The sequence below is a fragment of the Streptomyces malaysiensis subsp. malaysiensis genome (assembly GCF_040653035.1).
Taxonomy (GTDB): Bacteria; Actinomycetota; Actinomycetes; order Streptomycetales; family Streptomycetaceae; genus Streptomyces; species Streptomyces malaysiensis.
Window position 1 is genome coordinate 16006 of record NZ_JBEZNG010000018.1, and the last position, 22073, is coordinate 38078.

Consider the following 22073-nt stretch of genomic DNA (forward strand, 5'->3'; position numbering starts at 1 on the left):
GGCAGGTGGTGTGGCTTCGTGGGTGCGCCGTGGTGGCGGCCGCTGTTCGGATCACGACGACCCGAACTCCTGGTCGATGAAGGCGAAGAGCTCGTCGGCCGCCGCCGTCTCCAGATGGTCGGCGACGTCGTCCGGCCCTCCGGGAGCGGTGGCGGGGGCCGTGTCGCCGGAACCGTTGGCCGTGGCCGTGTCGCCGGATGCGGTGGCGGGGTCCGCACTGCTGGGAGCGTTGGCCGCGCCATTCGGCGCCGGGCCGCCACGATCGCCGTCCCATCGAGACAGAAGGCGCTTCAGCCGTCCGGTCACCATCTCGCGGGTGGCGTCATCGGCGGCCGTGTCCGTGCCGAGCAACGCGGCTTCCAGCCGGTCGAGTTCGGCGGCCATGTCCGACTGGCCGCCCACCGCCACGGGTGCGATCTCCTCACCCAGGTGTCCGGCCAGTGCGGCAGGGGTCGGGTAGTCGAAGATGAGGGTCGCGGGCAGCCGCAGCCCGGTGGCGGCGTTCAGCCGGTTGCGCAGTTCGACCGCGGTGAGCGAATCGAAGCCGAGCTCCAGGAAGCCACGGTCGGTGACCACCGACGACGGTGTCCCATGGCCGAGGACCGTGGCGGCGTGTTCCTGGACCAGACGCAGCAGCGTCCGCCGCCGCTCCCCCTGTCCGAGCCCGGCCAGACGCCTGGCCAGCGGCGCCTCCCTCGACCCGGGGTCATCCTGGGCCGAGGCGCGCCGCGGCGGGGCGGGCCGCCGTATGAGTCCGTTGAGCAACGGGGGTACGGGCGTGGTGTCGGCGGCGGCCGCCAGGTGGATCAGGTCGAGCCGCGCGGGCACCACCACGCCCTCGGCCAGCCGGCCGGCCGTGTCGAACAGCCGCACCCCCTCCTCGGACGGGAACGGCACCACTCCGACCCGTGTCATACGCGAGAGGTCCGCCTGACCGAGGTGTTCGGTCATCCCCGTGCGCTCGGCCCACATGCCCCAGGCGAGCGACACTCCGGGCAGGCCCATGGCCCTGCGCCGCTGGGCCAGCCCGTCCAGGAAGGTGTTGGCGGCGGCGTAGTTGGCCTGCCCGGCGGATCCCAGGACACCGGCGGTCGACGAGAACAGGGCGAACATGGCCACATCGAAGCGGCGTGTCAGCTCATGCAGATGCCACGCCCCGTCGACCTTGGCGCGCAGCACCGCGTCGAGCCGCTCCGGTGTCAGCGAGGCCACCGTTCCGTCGTCCAGGATGCCCGCGGCGTGCACCACACCGGTCAGACCGTGTCCATCGGGCAGCTCCGCCAGCAGATCGGCCAGCGCCTCACGGTCGGCGACATCGCAGGCGGCGACGGTGACCGAGGCCCCCAGCGCCGTCAGCTCCGCCTCGAGCCCCGCCAGGCTCTCGGCCGCGCGGCCACGGCGGCCGACCAGCAGCAGCCGGTGTATGCCGCGCTCCGCCACCAGATGCCGGGCGATAATTCCGCCCAGGACACCTCCAGCGCCGGTGATCAGTACGGTCCCCTGCGGATCCAGCGCGGCCGGAACGCTGAGCACCAGCTTGCCCACATGGCGCGCCTGGCTCATGAACCGGAACGCCTCGGGAGCCCTGCGCACATCCCACACCCGGGTGGGCAGCGGCTCCAGCACACCTCGTTCGAAGAGGGCCACGATCTCCGCGAGCATCTCGCCGATGCGCTCGGGGCCCGGCTCCGCCAGGTCGAACGCCCGGTACAGCACGCCCGGATGGTCCGCGGCCACCGCGTCGGCGGACCGTACGTCCGTCTTGCCCATCTCGATGAAGCGCCCGCCCTCGCCGAGCAGCCGCAGCGACGCGTCGACGAACTCACCGGACAGCGAGTCCAGGACGACATCCACCCCACGACCGGTCGAGGAGTCCCTGAACCGCCGCTCGAACTCCACCGTCCGCGACGAGGCGATATGCGCCTCGTCCAGCCCGAGGTCGCGCAGGACATCCCACTTGGTCTCGCTCGCGGTGGCGAACACCTCGACGCCCCAGGCCCGCGCCAGCCGCACCGCCGCCATTCCCACGCCACCGGCGGCGGCATGGACCAGCAGCGATTCACCGCGCCGTACGCCCGCCAGTTCCCGTAGCGCGTACAAAGCCGTCACGAAGACGATGGGGACGGCCGCGGCCTCGGTGAAGGACCAGCCGTCCGGGATCCGCACCAGGGTGCGCTGGTCCACCACCGCCAACGGCCCGAAGCCACCGGACCACAGCCCCATCACCCGGTCGCCGACGGCGAGGGATGTCACACCGGGACCGGTGGCCACGACCACCCCGGCCCCCTCGCCACCCATCATGGCCTCGTCCGGATACATGCCCAGGGAGATGAGGACATCGCGGAAGTTCAGGCCCGTGGCGCGAACGGCCACCCGCACCTCGTGCTCGCCGAGCTCCCGGGTGGCGTCCGTGGCCGTGGCCAGCGTCAGCCCCTCCAGCGTGCCCGTCCCGGACGCCTCCAGCCGCCACGCCTCCGCGCCGTCCGCGGGCGTCAGCACACCCTTCGCGGCTCCGGGGACCAGACGCGGCACCAGCACCTCGGCACCACGTACCGCGAGCTGAGGTTCGCCGGTCGACACCGTCTGGTGCACCACGGCGAGCGACGGCTCGCCACCGTCCACATCCAGCAGGACGAACCGGTCCGGATGCTCGGCCTGCGCCGACCGCACCAGCCCCCACACCGGGGCCGCCGCCAGGTCACGCGGGTCCGCACCGTCCTCGGTGGCCAGCGCGCCACGGGTGACGAACACCAGCCGCGCCCCGGCGAACCGGTCCTCCGCCAGCCATTCCCGTACCAGGTCCAGGGTGCGGTGGGCCACCGTCCGCGTGGCCGGGACGATGTCCTCGCCGGCGCCGGAGGACATGGTGACGAACACCAGGTCCGGCGTGGGAGCGCCGGATCGCACATGTGCTTCGAGAGCGGCCAGGTCGGCGTGTTCCTCCACCGATCCGTCGGCCGCCTTCAACGCCCTGGCCAGGCCGAAGGCGTCCGGTCCGGCCACGGCACACCGATCGGTGGCGAAGGTCGCGGCCGGAGCCGGGTCGGTGGCGGGCGTTGCGACCCACTCCACCCGGTACAGCGACTCACCGTCGTCGGTGGACGCTGCGAGCTGTGCCTCCGAGACCGGTCGGGTGACCAGCGCATCCGCCGTGGCCACCGGCGTTCCGGCGGCGTCGGCCACCAGCACGGACATCCCGTCGGCACCGGCGCGGGCCAGCCGTACCCGCAGGGAGGTCGCGCCGGTGGCGTACAGCGACACACCGCTCCATACGAACGGCAGCCGGATCCCGTCCGCGGCCCCGCCCTTCTTCGCGGCGGCGCACACCAGCCAGGCGTGCAGCGCCGTGTCCAGCAGCGCGGGGTGCAGCCCGAACCGGGCCGCATCCGCCCGCGACTCCTCCGGCAGCGCCACCTCGGCGAAGACCTCGTCGCCCTTGCGCCAGACGGCGCGCAGCCCTCGGAACACCGGCCCGTACGCAAGCCCGGTGGCCGCCACATCCTCGTAGAAGCCCGCGGTCTCGACCGCCTCGGCCCCCGGCGGTGGCCATGTGATCAGGTCCGCCGGGTCCGTCGTCCGGGCGACGGCACCGGACGCCGGGGCCAACATGCCCTTCGCATGGCACATCCACGACGCGTTCGGAGCATCGTCACGGCGGGCATACACGCTGAACTCGCGCTGCCCGTCCTGCGCGGGCCCGTTCACCACCAGCTGCACCTGGACCGCCCCCTCGTCGGGCAGTACCAGAGGCGCCTCCAGCGTCAGCTCCTCCAGCCGGTCGCAACCGACCGCGTCACCGGCCCGCGTCGCGAGCTCGACAAACGCCGTACCGGGCAGGATGGCCCGGCCCAGCACCGCGTGGTCGGCGAGCCAGGGATGGGTACGGAGCGACAGCCGCCCGGTGAGCAGGAAACCGTCGGAGCCGGGCAGCGGCACGGCGGCCCCCAGCAGCGGATGCCCGGCCGAGTCCAGCCCCACCGATGACACATCACCGGCCTCCGCGGTCTCGGACTCCAGCCAGAAGTGCGTGCGCTGGAAGGCGTACGTCGGCAGATCGACGCGCTCCGCCCCGGTCCCGGTGAAGAGCCCTGCCCAGTCGACGGACGCGCCGCCGACGTACGCCTCCGCCAGGGAGGTCAGGAGCCGCTCCAGGCCACCTTCATCGCGGCGCAGCGAACCAACGGCGGTGACCCTGACACCCTGGTCCTCGGCCGTCTGCTCCACACCCATCGTCAGGACGGGGTGGGCGCTGACCTCGATGAACACCTGGAAGCCATCGGACAGCAGGGCGCGTACGGTCTCATCGAAACGGACCGTCTGGCGCAGGTTGCGGTACCAGTACCCGGCGTCCAGCGCGGTCGTATCGAGCACCCCACCGGTCACCGTTGAATAGAACGGCACCGACGACGGCCGAGGACCGATCCCCGCGAGCACTTGCCGAAGCTCGTCCTCGATGGCCTCGACGTGAGCACAGTGCGAGGCGTAATCCACAGGCACACGACGCGCCCGAATCCCCTCCGCCTCGTACAGCGCGAGTAGCTCGTCCAACGCGTCCGCGTCACCGGAGACCACCACCGCCGACGGCCCGTTCACCGCCGCCACCGACAGCCGCTCACCCCACATCGCAAGCCGCTCCCGAACCTCCTCCACCGGCAGCGGCACCGACACCATGCCGCCACGGCCTGATAGCGCCCGCAGCGCCTTGCTCCGCAACGCCACCACCTTCGCGGCGTCCTCCAACGACAACGCACCCGCCACACACGCCGCCGCGATCTCACCCTGCGAATGACCGATAACGGCCGCGGGCTCCACGCCGTACGAACGCCACAACTCCGCCAACGACACCATCACCGCGAACAGAGCGGGCTGCACCACATCCACCCGCTCCAACGCAGCGGCATCACCCAACACATCCACCAACGACCACTCCACAAACGGCGCCAACGCCGCAGCACACTCACCCAACCGCTCCGCGAACACCGGAGAAGACTCCAACAACCCCGCCGCCATACCCACCCACTGTGACCCCTGACCAGGGAAAACCAACACGACATGGTCCCTGGCGGCCGCCGTCCCCCGCACCACACCGGGTGCCGCATGCCCTTCGGCCAGCGCGCCCAGGCCGTTCAAGATGCCGTCCCCGTCTCCCGCCAGAACCACCGCGCGGTGTTCGAACACACTGCGTGTGGTCGCCAACGACAGCCCGATATCGGTGGGCGACAGCTCTCGGCGCTCACGCATGTGTGTCAGCAACCGCTCCGCCTGTGCCTCGACCGCGGCGTCCGACCGTCCGGAGATCACCCATGGTGTGATCTCCGGCAGTTCCGCGGCCAGGGTGTCGTCATCGACGCCAGCGCTGGGAGCCTCCTCGAACGGAGCCTGTTCCAGCACGGCGTGGGCGTTGGTTCCGCTCATCCCGAAGGCGGAGACCGCCGCGCGCCGCGGCCGTCCCGTCTCCGGCCAGGGCATATCGTCCGTCAGCAGACGCACTCCGCCCGTGGACCAGTCCACATGCGGCGATGGCTCGTCCAGGTGCAGTGTGCGCGGCAGCAGCCCATGTCGCATACCGAGCACCATCTTGATCACACCGGCCACGCCCGCCGCCGCCTGTGTATGCCCGATGTTCGACTTCACCGAGCCGAGCAGCAGCGGCCGTTCTTCGGGGCGGCCCTTGCCGTATGTGGCCAGCAGGGCCTGTGCCTCGATCGGGTCGCCCAGCGTGGTCCCGGTGCCATGTGCCTCGACCGCGTCCACCTCGGCCGCCGACAGCCGCGCGTTCGCCAGCGCGGCGCGGATCACCCGCTGCTGGGACGGCCCATTGGGCGCGGTGAGACCGTTGCTCGCACCGTCCTGGTTGACCGCGGTGCCACGTACCACCGCCAGCACCTGATGGCCGTTGCGCCGCGCGTCCGACAGCCGCTCCAGCAGCAGCACACCAACGCCCTCCGCCGGGCCGAAGCCGTCGGCGGCGGCGGCGAAGGGCTTGCAGCGCCCGTCCGGTGCCAGCCCGCGCTGGCGGCTGAAGCCGACGAAGGTCCAGGGGGTGGACATGACGGCGGTGCCACCGGCCAGGGCCAGGGAGCATTCGCCCTGCCGCAGCGACTGAGCGGCCAGGTGCAGCGCCACCAGCGACGACGAGCACGCCGTGTCGACGGCGACGGCCGGCCCTTCGAAGCCGAACGCATAGGCGAGCCGACCGGAGGTCACGCTGAGGGCGTTGCCGGTGAGCAGGTAACCCTCGACACCGCTCGCCGGCCGGATCGGGCCCGCGCCGTACCCGTGTGATCCGGCGCCCACGAACACACCGGTCTGGCTGCCACGCAAGGAGGCCGGGTCGATACCCGCACGCTCGAAGGTCTCCCATGACGTCTCCAGCAGCAGCCGGTGCTGCGGATCCATCGCCACCGCCTCACGCGGGGAGATACCGAAGAACGCCGCGTCGAATTCACCGGCGCCGTCGACGAAGCCACCGTGCCTGGCGTAGGTCTTCCCGGGCACTTCGGGGTCGGGGTCGTAGAGCCCGTCGAGCTCCCAGCCGCGGTCCTCGGGGAAGCCGGATATCGCATCACGGCCCTCGGTCAGCAGGTCCCACAGGTCCTCCGGGGAGTGGACGCCGCCGGGCAGACGGCACCCCATCGCCACGATGGCGATCGGATCGTCGTCCGGCTCGGCCCGGGTGACGGGTGTGGGCACCGAGGGGGCATCGCCTTCCCGGAGGCCGAGCAGTTCCGTGCGGAGGTATTCCGCGAGCGCCACCGGGGTCGGGTAGTCGAAGACGAGCGTCGCGGGCAGCCGCTCCCCTGTCGCCACGTTCAGCCGATTCCGCAGTTCCACCGCCGTGAGGGAGTCGAACCCGTGCTCCTTGAAGGAGATCTCCGGCTCGACCGCGTCCGGTGCGCTGTAGCCGAGGACGGTGGCGGCCTGATCCTGGACCATGCGCAGCACCATTCGTTCGCGCTCCGCGTCGCCCCCCACGCTCAGCAGCCGCTGCCGCAGCGACGCCTCCTCCGCTCCGAGCGCCACCTCAGCCAATGCGCGCCGGACCACCGTGGCCCGTTCCGGCCGAACGCCGCCGGGCTTCGCTGCCGCGGCCGTGAGCTGCTCCTCCGTCACCGGCCGCGCCACCAGCGCGTCCACCGTGGCCACCGGTGTTCCAGCCGGGTCGGCGACCAGCGCGGACAGGGTGTCGGTGCCCTTACGGCTCAGCCGCACACGGAGCGTGGACGCCCCGGTCGCATGCAACGACACACCGCTCCAGAGGAACGGCAGGCGGATACCGTCCGCATCGCCCGACAGGGGCGCCAGGCCCGGCTGCAAGGCGGTGTCCAGCAAGGCCGGATGGATGCCGAACCGAGGCACCTCACCACGCGCTTCCTCCGGCAACACCACCTCGGCGAAGAGCTCGTCACCGCGGCGCCACACCGCACGCACCCCACGGAACACAGGGCCGTACGCCACCCCGGCGTCGGCCAGCCGCTCGTAGAACCCGGCGGTGTCGACGGCCTCCGCGCCCTTCGGCGGCCATACGCTGAGGTCGGCGGCCGGGTTCGGGGCCGTGACAGGGCTATCGGCCTCACCGTGGGCTTCGCTGTGAATCAGCGTTCCCGAGGCATGCCGGGTCCACGGCCGGTGCGCGGTGTCCTCGGTCCTCGCGTACATCCGCAAGGGGCGCCCGCCGCCCTCGTCAGCCGCGCCAACGGTCAACTGGATCTGTACGGCGCCCTGTTCGTGAAGCACCAGAGGCGCCTCCAGCGTCAGCTCCTCCACCCGGTCGCATCCGGCCGCGTCACCGGCCCGCAGCGCCAACTCGACGAACGCGGACGCGGGCAGCAGGGCCCGGCCGAGTACGGTGTGTTCGGCCAGCCAGGGATGCGTACGGAGCGAGAGGCGGCCCGTCAGCAACCACCCGTCCGAGTCGGGCAGCGCGGTCCCCGCACCGAGCAGAGGGTGGTCGGCGGAGACCAGTCCGGCGGAGGACACATCACCCGTCGCGGCTGAGGGCTGGACCCAGTAGCGCTGGTGCTGGAAGGCATACGTCGGCAAGTCGACGCGTCGGGCGCCGGTGCCCGCGAACATCACCGACCAGTCGACAGCGGCACCGCCGACGTACGCCTCGGCCAGGGAGGTGGCGAAGCGGTCGAGACCGCCTTCGTCGCGGCGCAGCGACCCTACGGCGGTGATGTGCGTGCCGTGGTCCTGAGCCGTCTGCTCCACGCCCATCGTCAGAACGGGGTGGGCGCTGGCCTCGATGAACGTATCGAAGCCATCGGCCAGCAGGGCGCGGACAGTCTCCTCGAAGCGCACCGTCCGGCGCAGATTGCGGTACCAGTACCCGGCGTCCAGTTCCTGGGTGTCCAGCACACTTGCCGAAACCGTGGAGTAGAACGGCACCGACGACGAGCGCGGAGCGATCCCCTCAAGAGCCTGCTGAAGTTCGTCCTCGATGGCCTCGACATGAGCGCAGTGGGAGGCGTAGTCCACCGGGATACGACGCCCCCGGATCCCCTCCGCCTCGCACCCCGCCAGCAGCTCGTCCAACGCATCGGCGTCACCGGAGACCACGACCGCCGAGGGCCCGTTCACCGCCGCCACCGACAGCCGCTCGCCCCATCGGACCAGCCGCTCCCGCACCGCCTCCACGGGCAACGACACCGACACCATGCCGCCACGACCCGACAACGCCCGCAACGCCCTGCTCCGCAACGCCACCACCCTCGCGGCGTCCTCCAGCGACAACGCACCCGCCACACACGCCGCCGCGATCTCACCCTGCGAATGCCCAATAACAGCGGCAGGCTCGACACCGTACGAACGCCACAGCTCCGCCAACGACACCATCACCGCGAACAGAGCAGGCTGCACCACATCCACCCGCTCCAACGCCTCCGCAGCACCCTCACCACCCCGCAACACATCCCCGAGCGACCAGTCCACAAACGGCGCCAACGCAGCCGCACACTCACCCACCCGCTCCGCGAACACCGGCGAAGACTCCAACAACCCCGCCGCCATCCCCACCCACTGCGCCCCCTGACCAGGGAAGACAAAGGCGACACGGTCCGAAGGGCCAGAGGCCACCCCGTGCACGAGGCCCGCGGTCTCGCGGCCCTCCGCCAGCGCAGACAGACCGTTTATCAGGACGGTGCGGTCACCGCCGAGCACCACCGCCCGACGCTCGAAGAGCGCGCGTGTGGTCACCAGCGACAGACCGACGTCCAGAGACTCTGGACCGGCCTCGTCGCCCACCATCGCCAGCAGGCGCGCCGCCTGATCCCGGAGCCCCGCGTCGGACCTCGCCGATACCACCCACGGCACCACGGCCGGTTCGGAAGTGGTCTCCGTGGCGGCGTCGGGCTCCAACGGCCCCTGCTCCAGGATCACATGGGCGTTGGTGCCGCTCACTCCGAAGGAGGAGACGCCCGCCCGACGCGGCCTGCCGGTCTCGGGCCATGCGATCGGGGCGGTCAGAAGCTCCACCGCGCCCGCCGACCAGTCCACATGCGGTGACGGCTCATCGATGTGCAGGGTCCGCGGAAGCACACCGTGGCGCATGGCCAGCACCGACTTGATGATCCCGGCCACACCGGCCGCGGCCTGAGTGTGCCCGATGTTGGACTTGATCGAACCCAGCCGCAGCGGCCGCTCCTCGGGCCTCTCCTGCCCGTACGTGGCGAGCAGTGCCTGGGCCTCGATCGGATCGCCCAGCGTCGTACCCGTACCGTGTGCCTCGACCACATCGACATCGGCGGCCGACAGTCCGGCGTTCGCCAGGGCGGCCCGGATCACCCGCTGCTGCGATGGGCCGCTCGGCGCGGTGAGACCGTTGCTCGCACCGTCCTGGTTGACGGCGGAGCCACGTACCACCGCAAGGATCCGGTGGCCGTTGCGGCGCGCGTCCGACAGCCGCTCCAGCAGCAGCAAGCCCACACCCTCGCCCCAGCCCGTGCCGTCCGCGGCCGCCGCGAACGCCTTGCAGCGACCGTCGGCCGCCAGTCCGCGCTGACGGCTGAACTCCACGAAGAGCTCGGGGGTGGACATGACGGTGACACCGCCGGCGAGCGCGAGCGAGCACTCGCCCAGGCGCAGGGACTGCGCCGCCAGATGCAGGGCGACCAGCGATGACGAACAGGCGGTGTCCACCGTGACCGCCGGGCCCTCGAAGCCGAACGTGTAGGAGATACGGCCGGAGACGACGCTGGCCGCGCTACTGGTGACCAGGTGCCCCTCGACATGCTCCGATGGCGCCTGGCGCAGGCTGGTCCCGTAGTCCTGACCGTTGCTGCCCACAAAGACCCCGGTCCGACTGCCCCGGAGCAGTGTGGGATCGATCCCCGCCCGCTCGAACGCCTCCCACGATGTCTCCAACAGCAGCCGCTGCTGCGGGTCCATCGCCACCGCCTCGCGCGGCGAGATGCCAAAGAACTTAGGGTCGAAGTCGCCCGCGCCTTCGAGGAATCCGCCCTCGCGGACATAGCTCTTGCCGTGCTCGTCCGGGTCCGGTCCATAGAGCGTGTCCAGGTCCCATCCGCGGTCGGCGGGGAACTCGGTCAGCACCTCGCGTCCGGCGAGCAGCAGCTGCCATAGGTCTTCGGGCGTTCGTACCTCGCCGGGAAAGCGGCAGCTCATGGCCACGATGGCGACGGGTTCGTCGCCGATGGCCACGGCGGCGGGCACCGCGGCGTCCGCGCCGTTTCGCAGCCCCAGCACCTCGGTGCGCAACAGTTTCACCAGCGCCGTCACGGTGGGGTGGTCGAAGAGCAGGGTGCTCGGCAGGCTCAGCCCGGTGGCCGCGTTCAGCCGGTTGCGCAGGGTCACCGCCGCGAGGGAGTCGAAGCCCAGTTCCTTGAAGGCCCGGTCGGCGTCGATGGCCTCGGGACGGCGGTGGCCCAGGACGGCTGCCACATGCGAGCGCACGAGCTCAAGGAGGACACGGTCTTGTTCGGCCGCTCCCAGCCCGGCGAGTCGTCGGCGAAGCGACCCGTCAGCGGTGGTCTCCTCGTGGGGGGCGTCGGATGAGCCGTGGGCCGTCAGGTCGTTCAGGAGTCGGCGCGAACGCGCGTCCGCCATGGTCCGGGCCAGGGTGTCCCACTCGACATCGGCGAGGATCAGCGACGCTGCCGCCGGGTGGTTGACGCTCTTCTCCAAGGCAGCGACGGCGGACTCGGGGTCCATCGCGGGAAGGCCATGGCGCCGCCACCGATCCGCGATGCCCTCTGCCATGCCGTTGTCGGCCCAGGGCCCCCACGCCACCGAAGTGGCCGGCAACCCCGCACCACGCCGCCACTCCGCCAACGCATCCAACACCGCATTCGCCGCCGCATAATTCGCCTGCCCAGCCGCACCCACCACCCCCGAAAACGACGAGAACAACACAAACGCCGAAAGATCCAGCTCACGCGTCAACTCATGCAGATGCCACGCCGCCTCCGACTTCGCCCGCAACACACCCTCGAACCGCCCCACCGACAACCCGTCCAACACCCCGTCATCCAGCACACCCGCCGCATGCACCACCGCCGTCAACGGAAACTCCACCGGCACCCGGGCCAACACCCCGGCCAACGCCTCACGATCACCCACATCACACGCCACCACCGTCACCCGAACACCCACCCCACGCAGCTCGGCACACAACTCATCCACACCCTCAGCCCCAGACCCACGACGCGAAACAAGCAACAGATGCTCCGCACCCAAACCCGCCAACCACCGCGCCACATGCCCACCCAACGCACCCGTACCACCCGTCACCAACACCGTCCCCGACGGCACCCACCCGCCAACGGTGCTTCCGCCCACCGACGCCCGGACAACACGACGCGCAAACACCCCCGACGCCCGCACCGCCACCTCGACCTCACCCACACGACCACTCACCACATCCACCAGACGATCCGCCACCCGCGCATCCCACACCTCGGGCAAGTCGACAAGGCCGCCCCACCGCTCCGGGGCCTCCAGTCCGGCCACCCGGCCCAGCCCCCACACCGCCGCCTGCTCCACGCTCAACGGACTCTCCGAACCGCCGACCGCCACCGCACCCCGCGTCACACACCACACACGGCCACCCACACCCGCATCCCCGACCGCCTGAAGCAGGGACAACGTCAGCGCCACACCCAACGGCACCGCCCCGTACTCGCCATGCCGCCCCTCCGCCAGCGCCAGCAGCGACAGCACACCCCCGGCGTCGGAGACATCGGCCTCATCCAGAGCCCCGCGCAGCCGGTCCGCCATCACCGCACGGTCGGCATCGTCATGCTCCAGCTCGACGACAACGGGCAGGGCACCTCGCCCGGCCAGCGCGGCCACACAGGCCACAACCCACTCATCCCCGGCCAGTCCAGCGGGGACCGCCACCAGCCACGTGCCCGTCAGCGCACCCGCCACGTCCGAAACGGGCGACCACGACACCCGGTGGCTCCACCGGTCGGCCGCGGGCGCCGCCGCCGGAGCCGTGCCGGTACGGACCGGCTCCAGCCAGAAGCGCTCGCGTTGGAACGCATACGTCGGCAACTCCACACGACGAGGGCGGGCCGGTGCCAACACAGCAGACCAGTCGACCTGCCGCCCCCGTACATAAATCTCGGCGAGCGCTTCCTGTATCGACGCGACTTCGCCCCGGCCATCGCGCAGCGCGGACGCGAAGACGGCGTCGGACACACATTCCTGACCCATCCCGGACAGCACCCCATCCGGACCCAGCTCCAGGAAGGTGGTGACTCCCGCGTCCGCCAGACTCCGCACCCCATCCGCGAACCGCACGGCCTCACGGACATGCCGCACCCAGTACTCGGCCGAGCACAGCACCTCGACGTCAGCGACCTGGCCCGACACATTCGACACGACCGGGATGCGCGGGGGCGCGTACGACAGCCCCTCCGCCACCTGCCGGAACTCCGCCAGCATCGGCTCCATCAAGGGTGAATGGAAGGCGTGCGAAACGCGCAGCCGCTTGGTCTTGACGCCCTCGGCCTCCAGCAGCCCGGCAACCTCGGACACCGCCGCCTCGGCACCGGAGATCACGGTCGACCGCGGACCGTTGACCGCCGCCACACTCACCCCGGCCTCACAACCGGCCAGCAACGGGAGCACATCCGCCTCGGCAGCCTGCACCGACACCATCACCCCACCCGACGGCAACGCCTGCATCAACCGCCCACGAGCCGCCACCAACACACACGCATCGTCGAGCGACAACACACCCGCCACATACGCCGCCACCAACTCACCAATCGAATGCCCGGCCACAAAATCCGGCCGCACACCCCACGACTCCACCAAGCGGAACAGCGCCACCTCCACCGCGAACAACCCACACTGCGTAAACGCCGTCTCATCCAGCCCCTCCACATCCCCGCCGATCACCTCCCGCAAAGGACGCTCCAGCAATCCGTCAAACCGCCCACACACCTCATCGAACGCCTCCGCGAACACCGGAAACGCCTCATACAACTCCCAACCCATCCCAACCCGCTGACTGCCCTGCCCTGAAAACAACACCGCCGACTTCCCCGACACCACCGAACCTCGCACCACACCAGCCGCCGGAAGACCATCCACCAGCGCCCCCAACCCAGCGGCAAACCCCTCACCATCACCAGCCAGCACCACCGCCCGGTGCTCGAACGCCGAGCGCGTGGTCACCAGCGACGAGGCCACATCCACGACCGACGCCTCGGCGGCCATGCCACCGCTCACCGCCGACAACAACCGCTCCGCCTGCGCCCGCAACGCACCCTCGGACTTCGCCGACACCACCCACGGCACCAGCACCGGGGCCTCGCGCCCCTCGTCCACCGGCTCGACAACGCCCAGTTCTGCGGGAGCCTGCTCCACAAGGACATGGGCGTTCGTTCCACTGATGCCGAACGACGACACACCGGCACGCCGCGGACGCGCCGTCTCCGGCCACTCCACCGCATCCGTCAACAACTCCACCGCACCCGCCGACCAATCCACATGCGGCGACGGCTCATCGACGTGCAGCGACTTGGGGAGCACCCCATGCCGCATCGCCAGCACCATCTTCATCACACCCGCCACACCGGCGGCCGCCTGCGTATGACCGATGTTGGACTTCACCGAGCCCAGCCACAGCGGCCGGTCCTCGGCGCCCCGCTCCCGCCCATAGGTCGCGAGCAGCGCCTCGGCCTCGATCGGGTCGCCCAGGGCCGTGCCGGTGCCGTGCGCCTCGACCACGTCCACATCGGCGGGCGAAAGCCGCGCGTTCGCCAACGCCGCCCGGATCACTCGTTGTTGGGAGGGTCCGTTCGGCGCAGTCAGACCGTTTGACGCGCCGTCCTGGTTGACGGCGCTGCCCCGCACCACGGCAAGCACCTGGTGACCGTTGCGCCGCGCGTCGGAAAGCCGCTCCAGCAGCAGCATCCCGGCGCCCTCGGCAAAGCCCGTGCCGTCCGCCGCCGACGCGAACGGCTTGCACCGGCCGTCCGGGGCCAGCCCTTGCTGCCTGCCGAACTCCACGAACAGCCCCGGCGTCGACATCACCGTCACCCCACCGGCGAGCGCGAGCGCGCACTCCCCCTGGCGCAACGACTGGACCGCCAGATGCAGCGCCACCAAAGAGGACGAGCAGGCGGTGTCCACCGTCATCGCCGGGCCCTCGAATCCCATGGCGTAGGAGATACGGCCCGAAGTGACGCTGACGGTGTTGCCGGTCAGCAGGTATCCCTGTAGCTCATCCGAAGCGTCGTGCATCCGTGGTCCGTAGTCCTGGGCCATCGCGCCCACGAAGACACCGGTCCGGCTCTTCTCCCGCCCGGCCGGGTCGATACCGGCCCGTTCGAAGACCTCCCAGGAGGTCTCGAGCAAGAGCCGCTGCTGCGGGTCCATCGCCAGTGCCTCGCGCGGCGAGATCCCGAAGAAGTCGGCGTCGAAGTCGCCTGCGTCGTAGAGGAATCCGCCCTCGCGGGTGTAGGTCGTCCGGGCTCGTCCAGGGTCGGAGTCGTACAGGCCGGACAGGTCCCAGCCCCGGTCCGCGGGGAACGTCCCGATGGCGTCGCCGCCTGCGGCGATCAGCTGCCACAGCTCCTCCGGCGACCGCACACCACCGGGGTAACGGCAGCTCATGCCGACAATCGCGATCGGCTCGTCCAGAGCCGCGCCGACCGGCACCGACGCGGCTGTCTCCCGTCCGTCGTCGCCCAGGAGCGCGTCCCGCAGATGGCGTACGAGTGCCTGGGGCGTGGGGTGGTCGAACAGCAGCGTGGTCGGCAGCCGGAGTCCGGTGGCGGTGTTGAGACGATTGCGGAAGTCGACGGCGCCGACCGAATCGAAGCCCAGTGCCTGGAAGGTCCGGCCGAGATCGACGGCTTCCCGACCTTCGTATCCCAGGGCCGTGGCGACCTGGTCACACACCAGATCGGCCAGTATCTCGCCTTGCTGGAGGTCGTTCAGCGCGACGAGACGTGTCCGCAGGAGGGACGCCGTATCGGTCGCCGATGTGTGGTTCTCTCCGCCCCTGGGGTCGATCGCATCGGCCTCGATGTGCGGGCTCGGCTGCGGCAGCGCCTGGACATCCAGCCAGTGCCGCCGGCGCTGGAAGGCGTACGTGGGCAGCTCGACCCGCCGCGCTCCCGTCCCCGCGAACATCCGCGCCCAGTCGACAGCGGCCCCGCCCACGTACGCCTCGGCCACGGAGGTCAGAAAGCGACCCAGGCCGCCTTCGTCACGGCGCAGCGAGCCGACGGCGGTGACCCGGGTACCGTGGTCCTCGGCCGTCTGCTCCACACCCATCGTCAGCACCGGATGGGCACTGGCCTCGATGAACACCTGGAAACCGTCAGTCAGCAGGGCGCGTACGGTCTCTTCGAAGCGCACCGTGTGGCGCAGATTGCGGTACCAGTACCCCGCGTCCAGCCCGGCGGTATCGAGCGTCCCACCGGTCACCGTCGAATAGAACGGCACCGACGACGACCGAGGACTGATCCCGGCAAGCTCCCGCAGCAACTCGCCCTCGATGTCCTCGACATAAGCGCAGTGCGAGGCGTAATCCACGGAGATGCGGCGCGCCCAGACCTCCTCCACTTCGCACCATGCCAGCAGCTCGTCCAACGCGTCCGCGGCACCGGAGACCACGACCGCCGAGGGCCCGTTCACCGCCGCCACCGACAACCGCCCACCCCACGCCACGAGCCGCTCCCGCACCTCCCCCACCGGCAACGAGACCGACGCCATGGCCCCGCGCCCCGACAACGCCCGCTGTGCCTTGCTCCACAACGCCACCACGCGGGTCGCGTCCTCCAACGACAACGCGCCCGCCACACACGCCGCCGCGACCTCACCCAGCGAATGCCCCACCACCGCCGCAGGCTCGACACCGTACGAACGCCACAACTCCGCCAGGGACACCATCACCGCGAACAGAGCCGGCTGCACCACATCCGCCCGCTCCAGCGCGGCCGCGGCACCTTCCCCGCCCCGCAACACATCGACCAACGACCAGTCCACAAACGGCGCCAACGCGGCCGCACACTCACCCACCCGCTGGGCAAACGCGGGCGAAGAGTCCAACAACCCCGCCGCCATACCCACCCACTGCGACCCCTGACCAGGGAACACCAACACCGCACGGCCATCAGCGCCCGCAACCACACCCCGCACCACGCCTGCCGCGTCCCGGCCCTCCGCCAGCGCGGCCACGCCACCGACCAGACCGCCCCGGTCGTCGGCCAGCACCACCGCACGATGCTCGAACGCACTGCGTGTCGTCGCCAAGGACAGCCCGATGTCCTCGGCCGACAGCTCGGGCCGTTCCTCCGCGTACGACGCCAGCCGGCCCGCCTGGGCCGGCAACGCCGCTTCGGAGCGTCCGGATACCACCCAGGGGATCCGGCCCGAAACACCCTCCGGCGCGGATTCCACCGCGCCCGGGGCCACGGCCGGTTCCGGGACTCCGGAGAGCACTACATGGCAGTTGGTGCCGCCCACTCCGAAGGAGCTGACCCCGGCGGTCAGTGGCTTTCGCGTGTCCGGCGTGTCCGGGTCGGCGGTCCACGGTTCGGAGGTCGTCTGCACACGCAGGTTGAGCTGGTCCAGGGGAATGTCCGGGTTGGGCGTCCGGAAGTTGAGGCTGGGGAAGAGTTCGCCGTGTTTGAGCCCCAGGGCCGTCTTGATGAAGCCGACGACACCGGCCGCGCCTTCCAGATGCCCCACATTGGTCTTCGCCGACCCCACCCGCAGCGGGGCTCCAGTGGGCCGAGCGGCGCCCAGAACCGCGCCCAGGGCCGCCGCCTCGACCGGGTCGCCGACCTTCGTGCCGGTGCCGTGGAGTTCCACGTACTGGACATCGGCGGGGTCCACTCCGGCCTGCTGGTAGGCGCGGCGCAGGAGGTCCTCCTGGGCGGCCTGGTGGGGGGTGGCGAGGTGGTCCCCGCCCCCGTCGTTGTTGAGTGCGCTGCCACGGATGACGCAGTACACGGGGTCCCCGTCGGCAAGGGCGTCCGCGAGGGGCTTGAGGACGACGACGCCGCCACCCTCGCCGCGTACGAAGCCGTTGGCGCGGGCGTCGAAGGCGTAGGTGACGCCGTCCGGGGACAGCGCGCCGAACCGGGCGGCGGTGACGTCGCTTTCGGGGACGAGGTTGAGGTGCACGCCACCGGCGATGGCGATGGATGTCTCGCCGCGACGGATGCTTTCGCAGGCCAGGTGGATGGCCGCGAGCGATGACGCCTGTCCGGCGTCGAGGGTGAGGCTGGGGCCGCGCAGGCCGAGGTGGTGGGAGACGCGGTTGGCGATGATGCCGCGGTGGAGTCCGGTGAAGCTGTGCCGGTCGATGGCCGCGGGGCCGCCCCGCCGGATCAGCGTGGCGTAGTCGTCCGCGATCACTCCGATGTACACGCCGGTTCGGCTGTCGCGGAGCCGGTCCGGGATGATTCCGGCGTCTTCGAGGGCCTCCCAGGTCAGTTCCAGGGTGAGTCGCTGTTGGGGGTCCATGGCCGCGGCCTCGCGCGGCGATATGCCGAAGAAGGCGGCGTCGAAGTGGTCGATCCGGTCCCGGTCCAGGAATCCGCCACGGCGGGTGGCGACCGTGCCGGTGCCCGTATCCGTGTCGGTACCCGAATCCGTGTCGGTACCCGAATCCGCGCCCGCGCCCCATCGTCCCTCGGGGGCTTCCGTGATGGCGTCGGCGCCGTCGCGCAGGAGTTGCCGGAACGTGGCGGGGTCGGGTGCTCCGGGGAGGCGGCAGGACAGGCCGACGACCGCGATCGGCGCGTCCGTCGTGCTCGGCGAGGTGCCGTCGGAACCCTTCATGAGCGTGACTCCCTGGATCCAGGAACGTAGGACGTCAGGCGCACACCAGCGCAGGGCGGAGGTGTGCGCCGCGTCCGGGCAGGACAGCGGGACAGCGGAACAGGAGAACAAGATGGCGAAGTGGGGAGGAATGGGGCGGGACATGGGCGGGCAGGGCCCTCCCCGTGGCACATGCCACGCGGTTCGTTCGTGTCCCGTGTCCGGTGTCCCGTGTTCCCCGGGCTTCGTGGAGGCTGTTTTCGGGGTGTGGGCGAGGGCTAGTAGATGCCTTCCGGCGCCGATCGCACGACCTGGAGTGGCTTCACGTTGGCGACGCCGTCACATGGCCACTCCTCGCCCGTGTCGTACCGCACCGCGAGGTCGCGCTCCAGCACATTGGGCAGGAAGAGATCGTCGTGCAGGACGGTCAGCCGGACCTGGCCCTGTTCGCCGTATGCGACGACCTTGGACCAGTCGTCCTTGTCGACGACCGCCATGGTGACCTGCGGGTAGTTCGGCAGGTACGGCATGAGGGCACCGTCGTGCTCCACGGGCAGGCCCACGGTGTTGCCGAAGGTGTTGGCGTAGGTGACGACGACCAGTCCGCCGCCCAGGGCGTTGTGGAACGACCGGCGCATGGCGGGGGTGGCGTGTGTCCCGCTGAGCCGTACGCCCTTCAGCCGCGCCACCAGCTCCGGCCTGCTCTTGATCAGGGCTTGGAGCAGGGCCGGGGTGGTGACGAGGTAGTCCACCGGCTGGTGCTCCAGGACGGCCGCGATCTGCTCGGTGACGTGGGCCGAGTACTCCTGCGCTTCCTTCAGCCTGCCGTCGCGGAGCAGCCGCTTGACCCAGCGGGGGTCGAAGTCGATGCCGTACACCCGGCCGTCGTACAGGTCCGCCAGGTCCACGGCGCCGTGTCCGATGAGGTGCGGGCCGGTGGGGGTGGCCTGGAGCCAGTTGCGGCCCGGTTCGAATCCCTCGCGCTCGATCACCCAGCGCCGCCATGCGGCGCGGTGCTCGAGCATCGGCTCGGTGTAGTAGACGCGGCAGGGGTTGCCGGTCGTGCCTCCGGAGTCCCACACCCGGCCGGTCAGCGGCCGGGGCACGGCCTGGGGCACGAGTTCGGCCGGGTCCAGGGTGCGCAACTCGCCCAAGGGCATCGGGCCGAACGCGGAGAGCTCGTCGTGGCGGGTGATGTCCCCTGGATCGATGGCGAGTTCGGCGGCGCGCTTGAGCCAGTACGGGGTGCCGGTGTCGGGGTCGAAGTGGCGGCGGACGACCCGGCGTGTCCAGGCGTCGATGTCCTGCGACAGCCACTGGTCGATCTGCTCGGTCACGTCCTTCACTTGGTCACCCCGGCTTCCGTGGAGGGAAGTTCGATGCCGAAGTCGTAGACTGCGGTCATCGCCTCGAAGACATGGTCCGGCGATTCCACGTGGACCACGGGGAACGACGCGTTCTGGAAGGTGCCGAACGCGGCGGGGCCGAGCACCAGGCCCAGTTCGGTGCCGCTGTCCTCGAGTCCGCCGATCATGTGCGGGACGCTCACGGGGGCGGTGGGGTTGCGGTGGAAGAGATCGCGGATCTCGTCGGCGGTGGTGAGGGCTTTGCGCTCCATGCACGAGTGCACGGGCACCCGTGGGTCGTGGAAGGTCATGGCGTCCAGCGTGGGCTCGAGGAAGTCGCTGATGTGCCGCTGGAGCGGGGAGTGGAAGGCGGCGCCGTGGTCTTCGGACACATGCAGCGCGCCGGCCGGGAGCCCTTCCCCGAACCGCTGGAGTGCGGAGCGGTAGCCGCCGAGCAGCACCATGCGCTCCTGGCCCGTGCCGACTCTTCCGAGGTCGGCGGAGAGATACACATCCGGAACGTCGTCCAGCAGGTCGCCGGGGGCGGTGTCATACGGGATCCGCAGCATGGCAACGGCCTGCGGACCGGTGTCCGCGGCGGGCGGGGGGACTTCCCGCAATCGCATCAGAAGCGTGAAGAGATCCCGACGTTCTACGGCTCCGGCGAGACTCGCACCGACCAGCGCGCCGAAACTCAGTCCGCATACCGCTGCCGGTGTTATGCCGTATTCCTCGGCGAGAACATCCGCGATTCCTAATACGGCCGCGGCCTGACGAATGGCGCCTACGCCTTGTCGATGCTCCTGCCCGGGTTGCCGTTCTTCCCTGAATATGCGGTGGACGTCGATGCCCGTCCATTCCGCGATTCGTTGATAGGTGTGCTGCACACTCGGAAAGAGTTCATACAGCTCTGCGCCGGCTCCCGGCTGATCGTTCATACCACCGTCGAGGACATACGCAAGCGTCACCCCGAAACCCCCGTTTCCGCCCGTTCGCACCGTGCCAAAGCGTGCTGCGTCGACGCGACACCAAAGCGACTGCTCCCCCGAGCTCCCCGTTACGCAAGCGGGTCTCAAGAATCGCCCTGTTCGCGTGGTGTCATCAAACCTCTCGCCGCCAAGGCGTGTCAAGCAAGATCGACATGCCTTGTGTCATCTGTGCCTAACCCTGGTCGCCCTCATTGCGCAACTCTATTTCGGCCTCCGCACGGGGGCCGCCGAACTCCTTCCAGACCTGGTCAAGGGCGCTCACGAACATCTCCACCTCGGCGGTGGAATGCACGGCTCCGGGTGCGACCCGCAGGATCTCCTCACCGGCCCGTACGCTCGGCGCGTTGATCGCCTGTACGTAGACGCCGTGCCGCTCCAGCAGCGCCGTGGACATGCGCTTGCACATGGTCTCCTCCCGCACCAGCACGGACACGATGTGGGTCAGGTCGGAGATGAAGGGGATCCGGCGCTCCTTCAGTAGTCGGTGCATCAACTGTGCGTTATCCCACAACCGTTGCCTTTCGGCCTCGGAGGAGCGCAGATGACGGACGGCGGCGAGGGCTGCCGCGGCCACGGCGGGCGGCATCGCGGTGGTGAAGATGAAGGAGCGGGAGAACATCCGTACGGCCTCGATCACCTCGGCCGGGCCGGCGATGTACCCGCCGTTGGTGCCAAAACCCTTGGCCAGCGTGCCCATGATGACGGTGAACCGGTCGGCCAGTCCCTCGCGCGCCGCGATGCCCGCGCCCTGCGGGCCGTACATGCCCACGGCGTGCACCTCGTCAAGGAAGGTCATCGCACCATGGCGCTTGGCGATGTCGGCGATCTCCGCGAGTGGCGCGATATCGCCGTTCATCGAGTAGACGGACTCGGCCACGATCAGCTTGGGCGCGTCGGGGTCGGCGGCCGCGAGCAGCTCTTCGAGGTGTGCGGTGTCGTTGTGCCGGAAGATCCGCTTCTGGGCGCCGCTGTGGCGCAGGCCGTCGATGATGGAGGCGTGGTTCAGCGCGTCGGAGAAGACGACGCACCCCTCCATACGGCCCGCGATGACCGACAGCGCGCCGTCGTTGGCGGTGTAGCCGGAGGTGAAGAGCAGGGCGTCGTCCTTGCCGTGGAGCGCGCTGAGCTCCTGCTCCAGCAGCACGTGGTAGTGGTTGGTGCCGCCGATGTTGCGCGAGCCGCCGGCGCCCGCCCCGTACCGGTCGACGGCTTCCTTCATGGCGTCCAGGACGGCGGGGTGCTGGCCCATGCCGAGGTAGTCGTTGCTGCACCAGACGCTGATGCGGGAGGCGTCCTCGACACCTCTGACGCTGGCGGCGGGGAACTGACCGGCGAGCCGTCCGATCTCCAGGAACTCTCTCTTGCCACCGTCAGAACCCTCGGTGAGGCGCGAAAACATGTCCAGATATTGGGTCGTCACGTCCACTCACTTCGCTTTTCGGCTACTTGGGGAGCGCGCAGAAAACGGGATGAGCCGTGTCGGCCC

General features: G+C 70.3%; 4 protein-coding genes. All 4 read right to left on the reverse strand.

The genetic code is table 11. The features are described from left to right. Positions 1-51 precede the first annotated feature (51 nt). Positions 52-18273, reverse strand: coding sequence for an SDR family NAD(P)-dependent oxidoreductase (locus AB0E24_RS29885; RefSeq protein ID WP_359381602.1), 18222 nt, complete (start codon positions 18271-18273; stop codon positions 52-54). A gap of 257 nt (positions 18274-18530) precedes the next feature. Then, entirely contained in the window at positions 18531-19598 is a 1068-nt protein-coding gene (locus AB0E24_RS29890) for an acyl-CoA synthetase family protein (RefSeq protein WP_359381605.1), read from the reverse strand. Beyond that, entirely contained in the window at positions 19595-20224 is a 630-nt protein-coding gene (locus tag AB0E24_RS29895) for a hypothetical protein (RefSeq protein WP_359381608.1), read from the reverse strand. The genes AB0E24_RS29890 and AB0E24_RS29895 overlap by 4 nt, the downstream gene beginning before the upstream one ends. A 535-nt stretch (positions 20225-20759) precedes the next feature. After that, positions 20760-21986 (reverse strand): 5-aminolevulinate synthase, encoded by a 1227-nt coding sequence (gene hemA / locus AB0E24_RS29900; protein ID WP_079260297.1) that lies wholly within the window; start codon positions 21984-21986, stop codon positions 20760-20762. Positions 21987-22073: the final 87 nt, after the last annotated feature.

Bases quoted from the DNA above. Each gene is read 5' to 3' on its own strand.
- AB0E24_RS29885 (WP_359381602.1), bottom strand. From the start codon at position 18,273: ATGAAGGGTTCCGACGGCACCTCGCCGAGCACGACGGACGCGCCGATC.
- AB0E24_RS29895 (WP_359381608.1), bottom strand. From the start codon at position 20,224: ATGCGATTGCGGGAAGTCCCCCCGCCCGCCGCGGACACCGGTCCGCAG.
- hemA (WP_079260297.1), bottom strand. From the start codon at position 21,986: ATGTTTTCGCGCCTCACCGAGGGTTCTGACGGTGGCAAGAGAGAGTTC.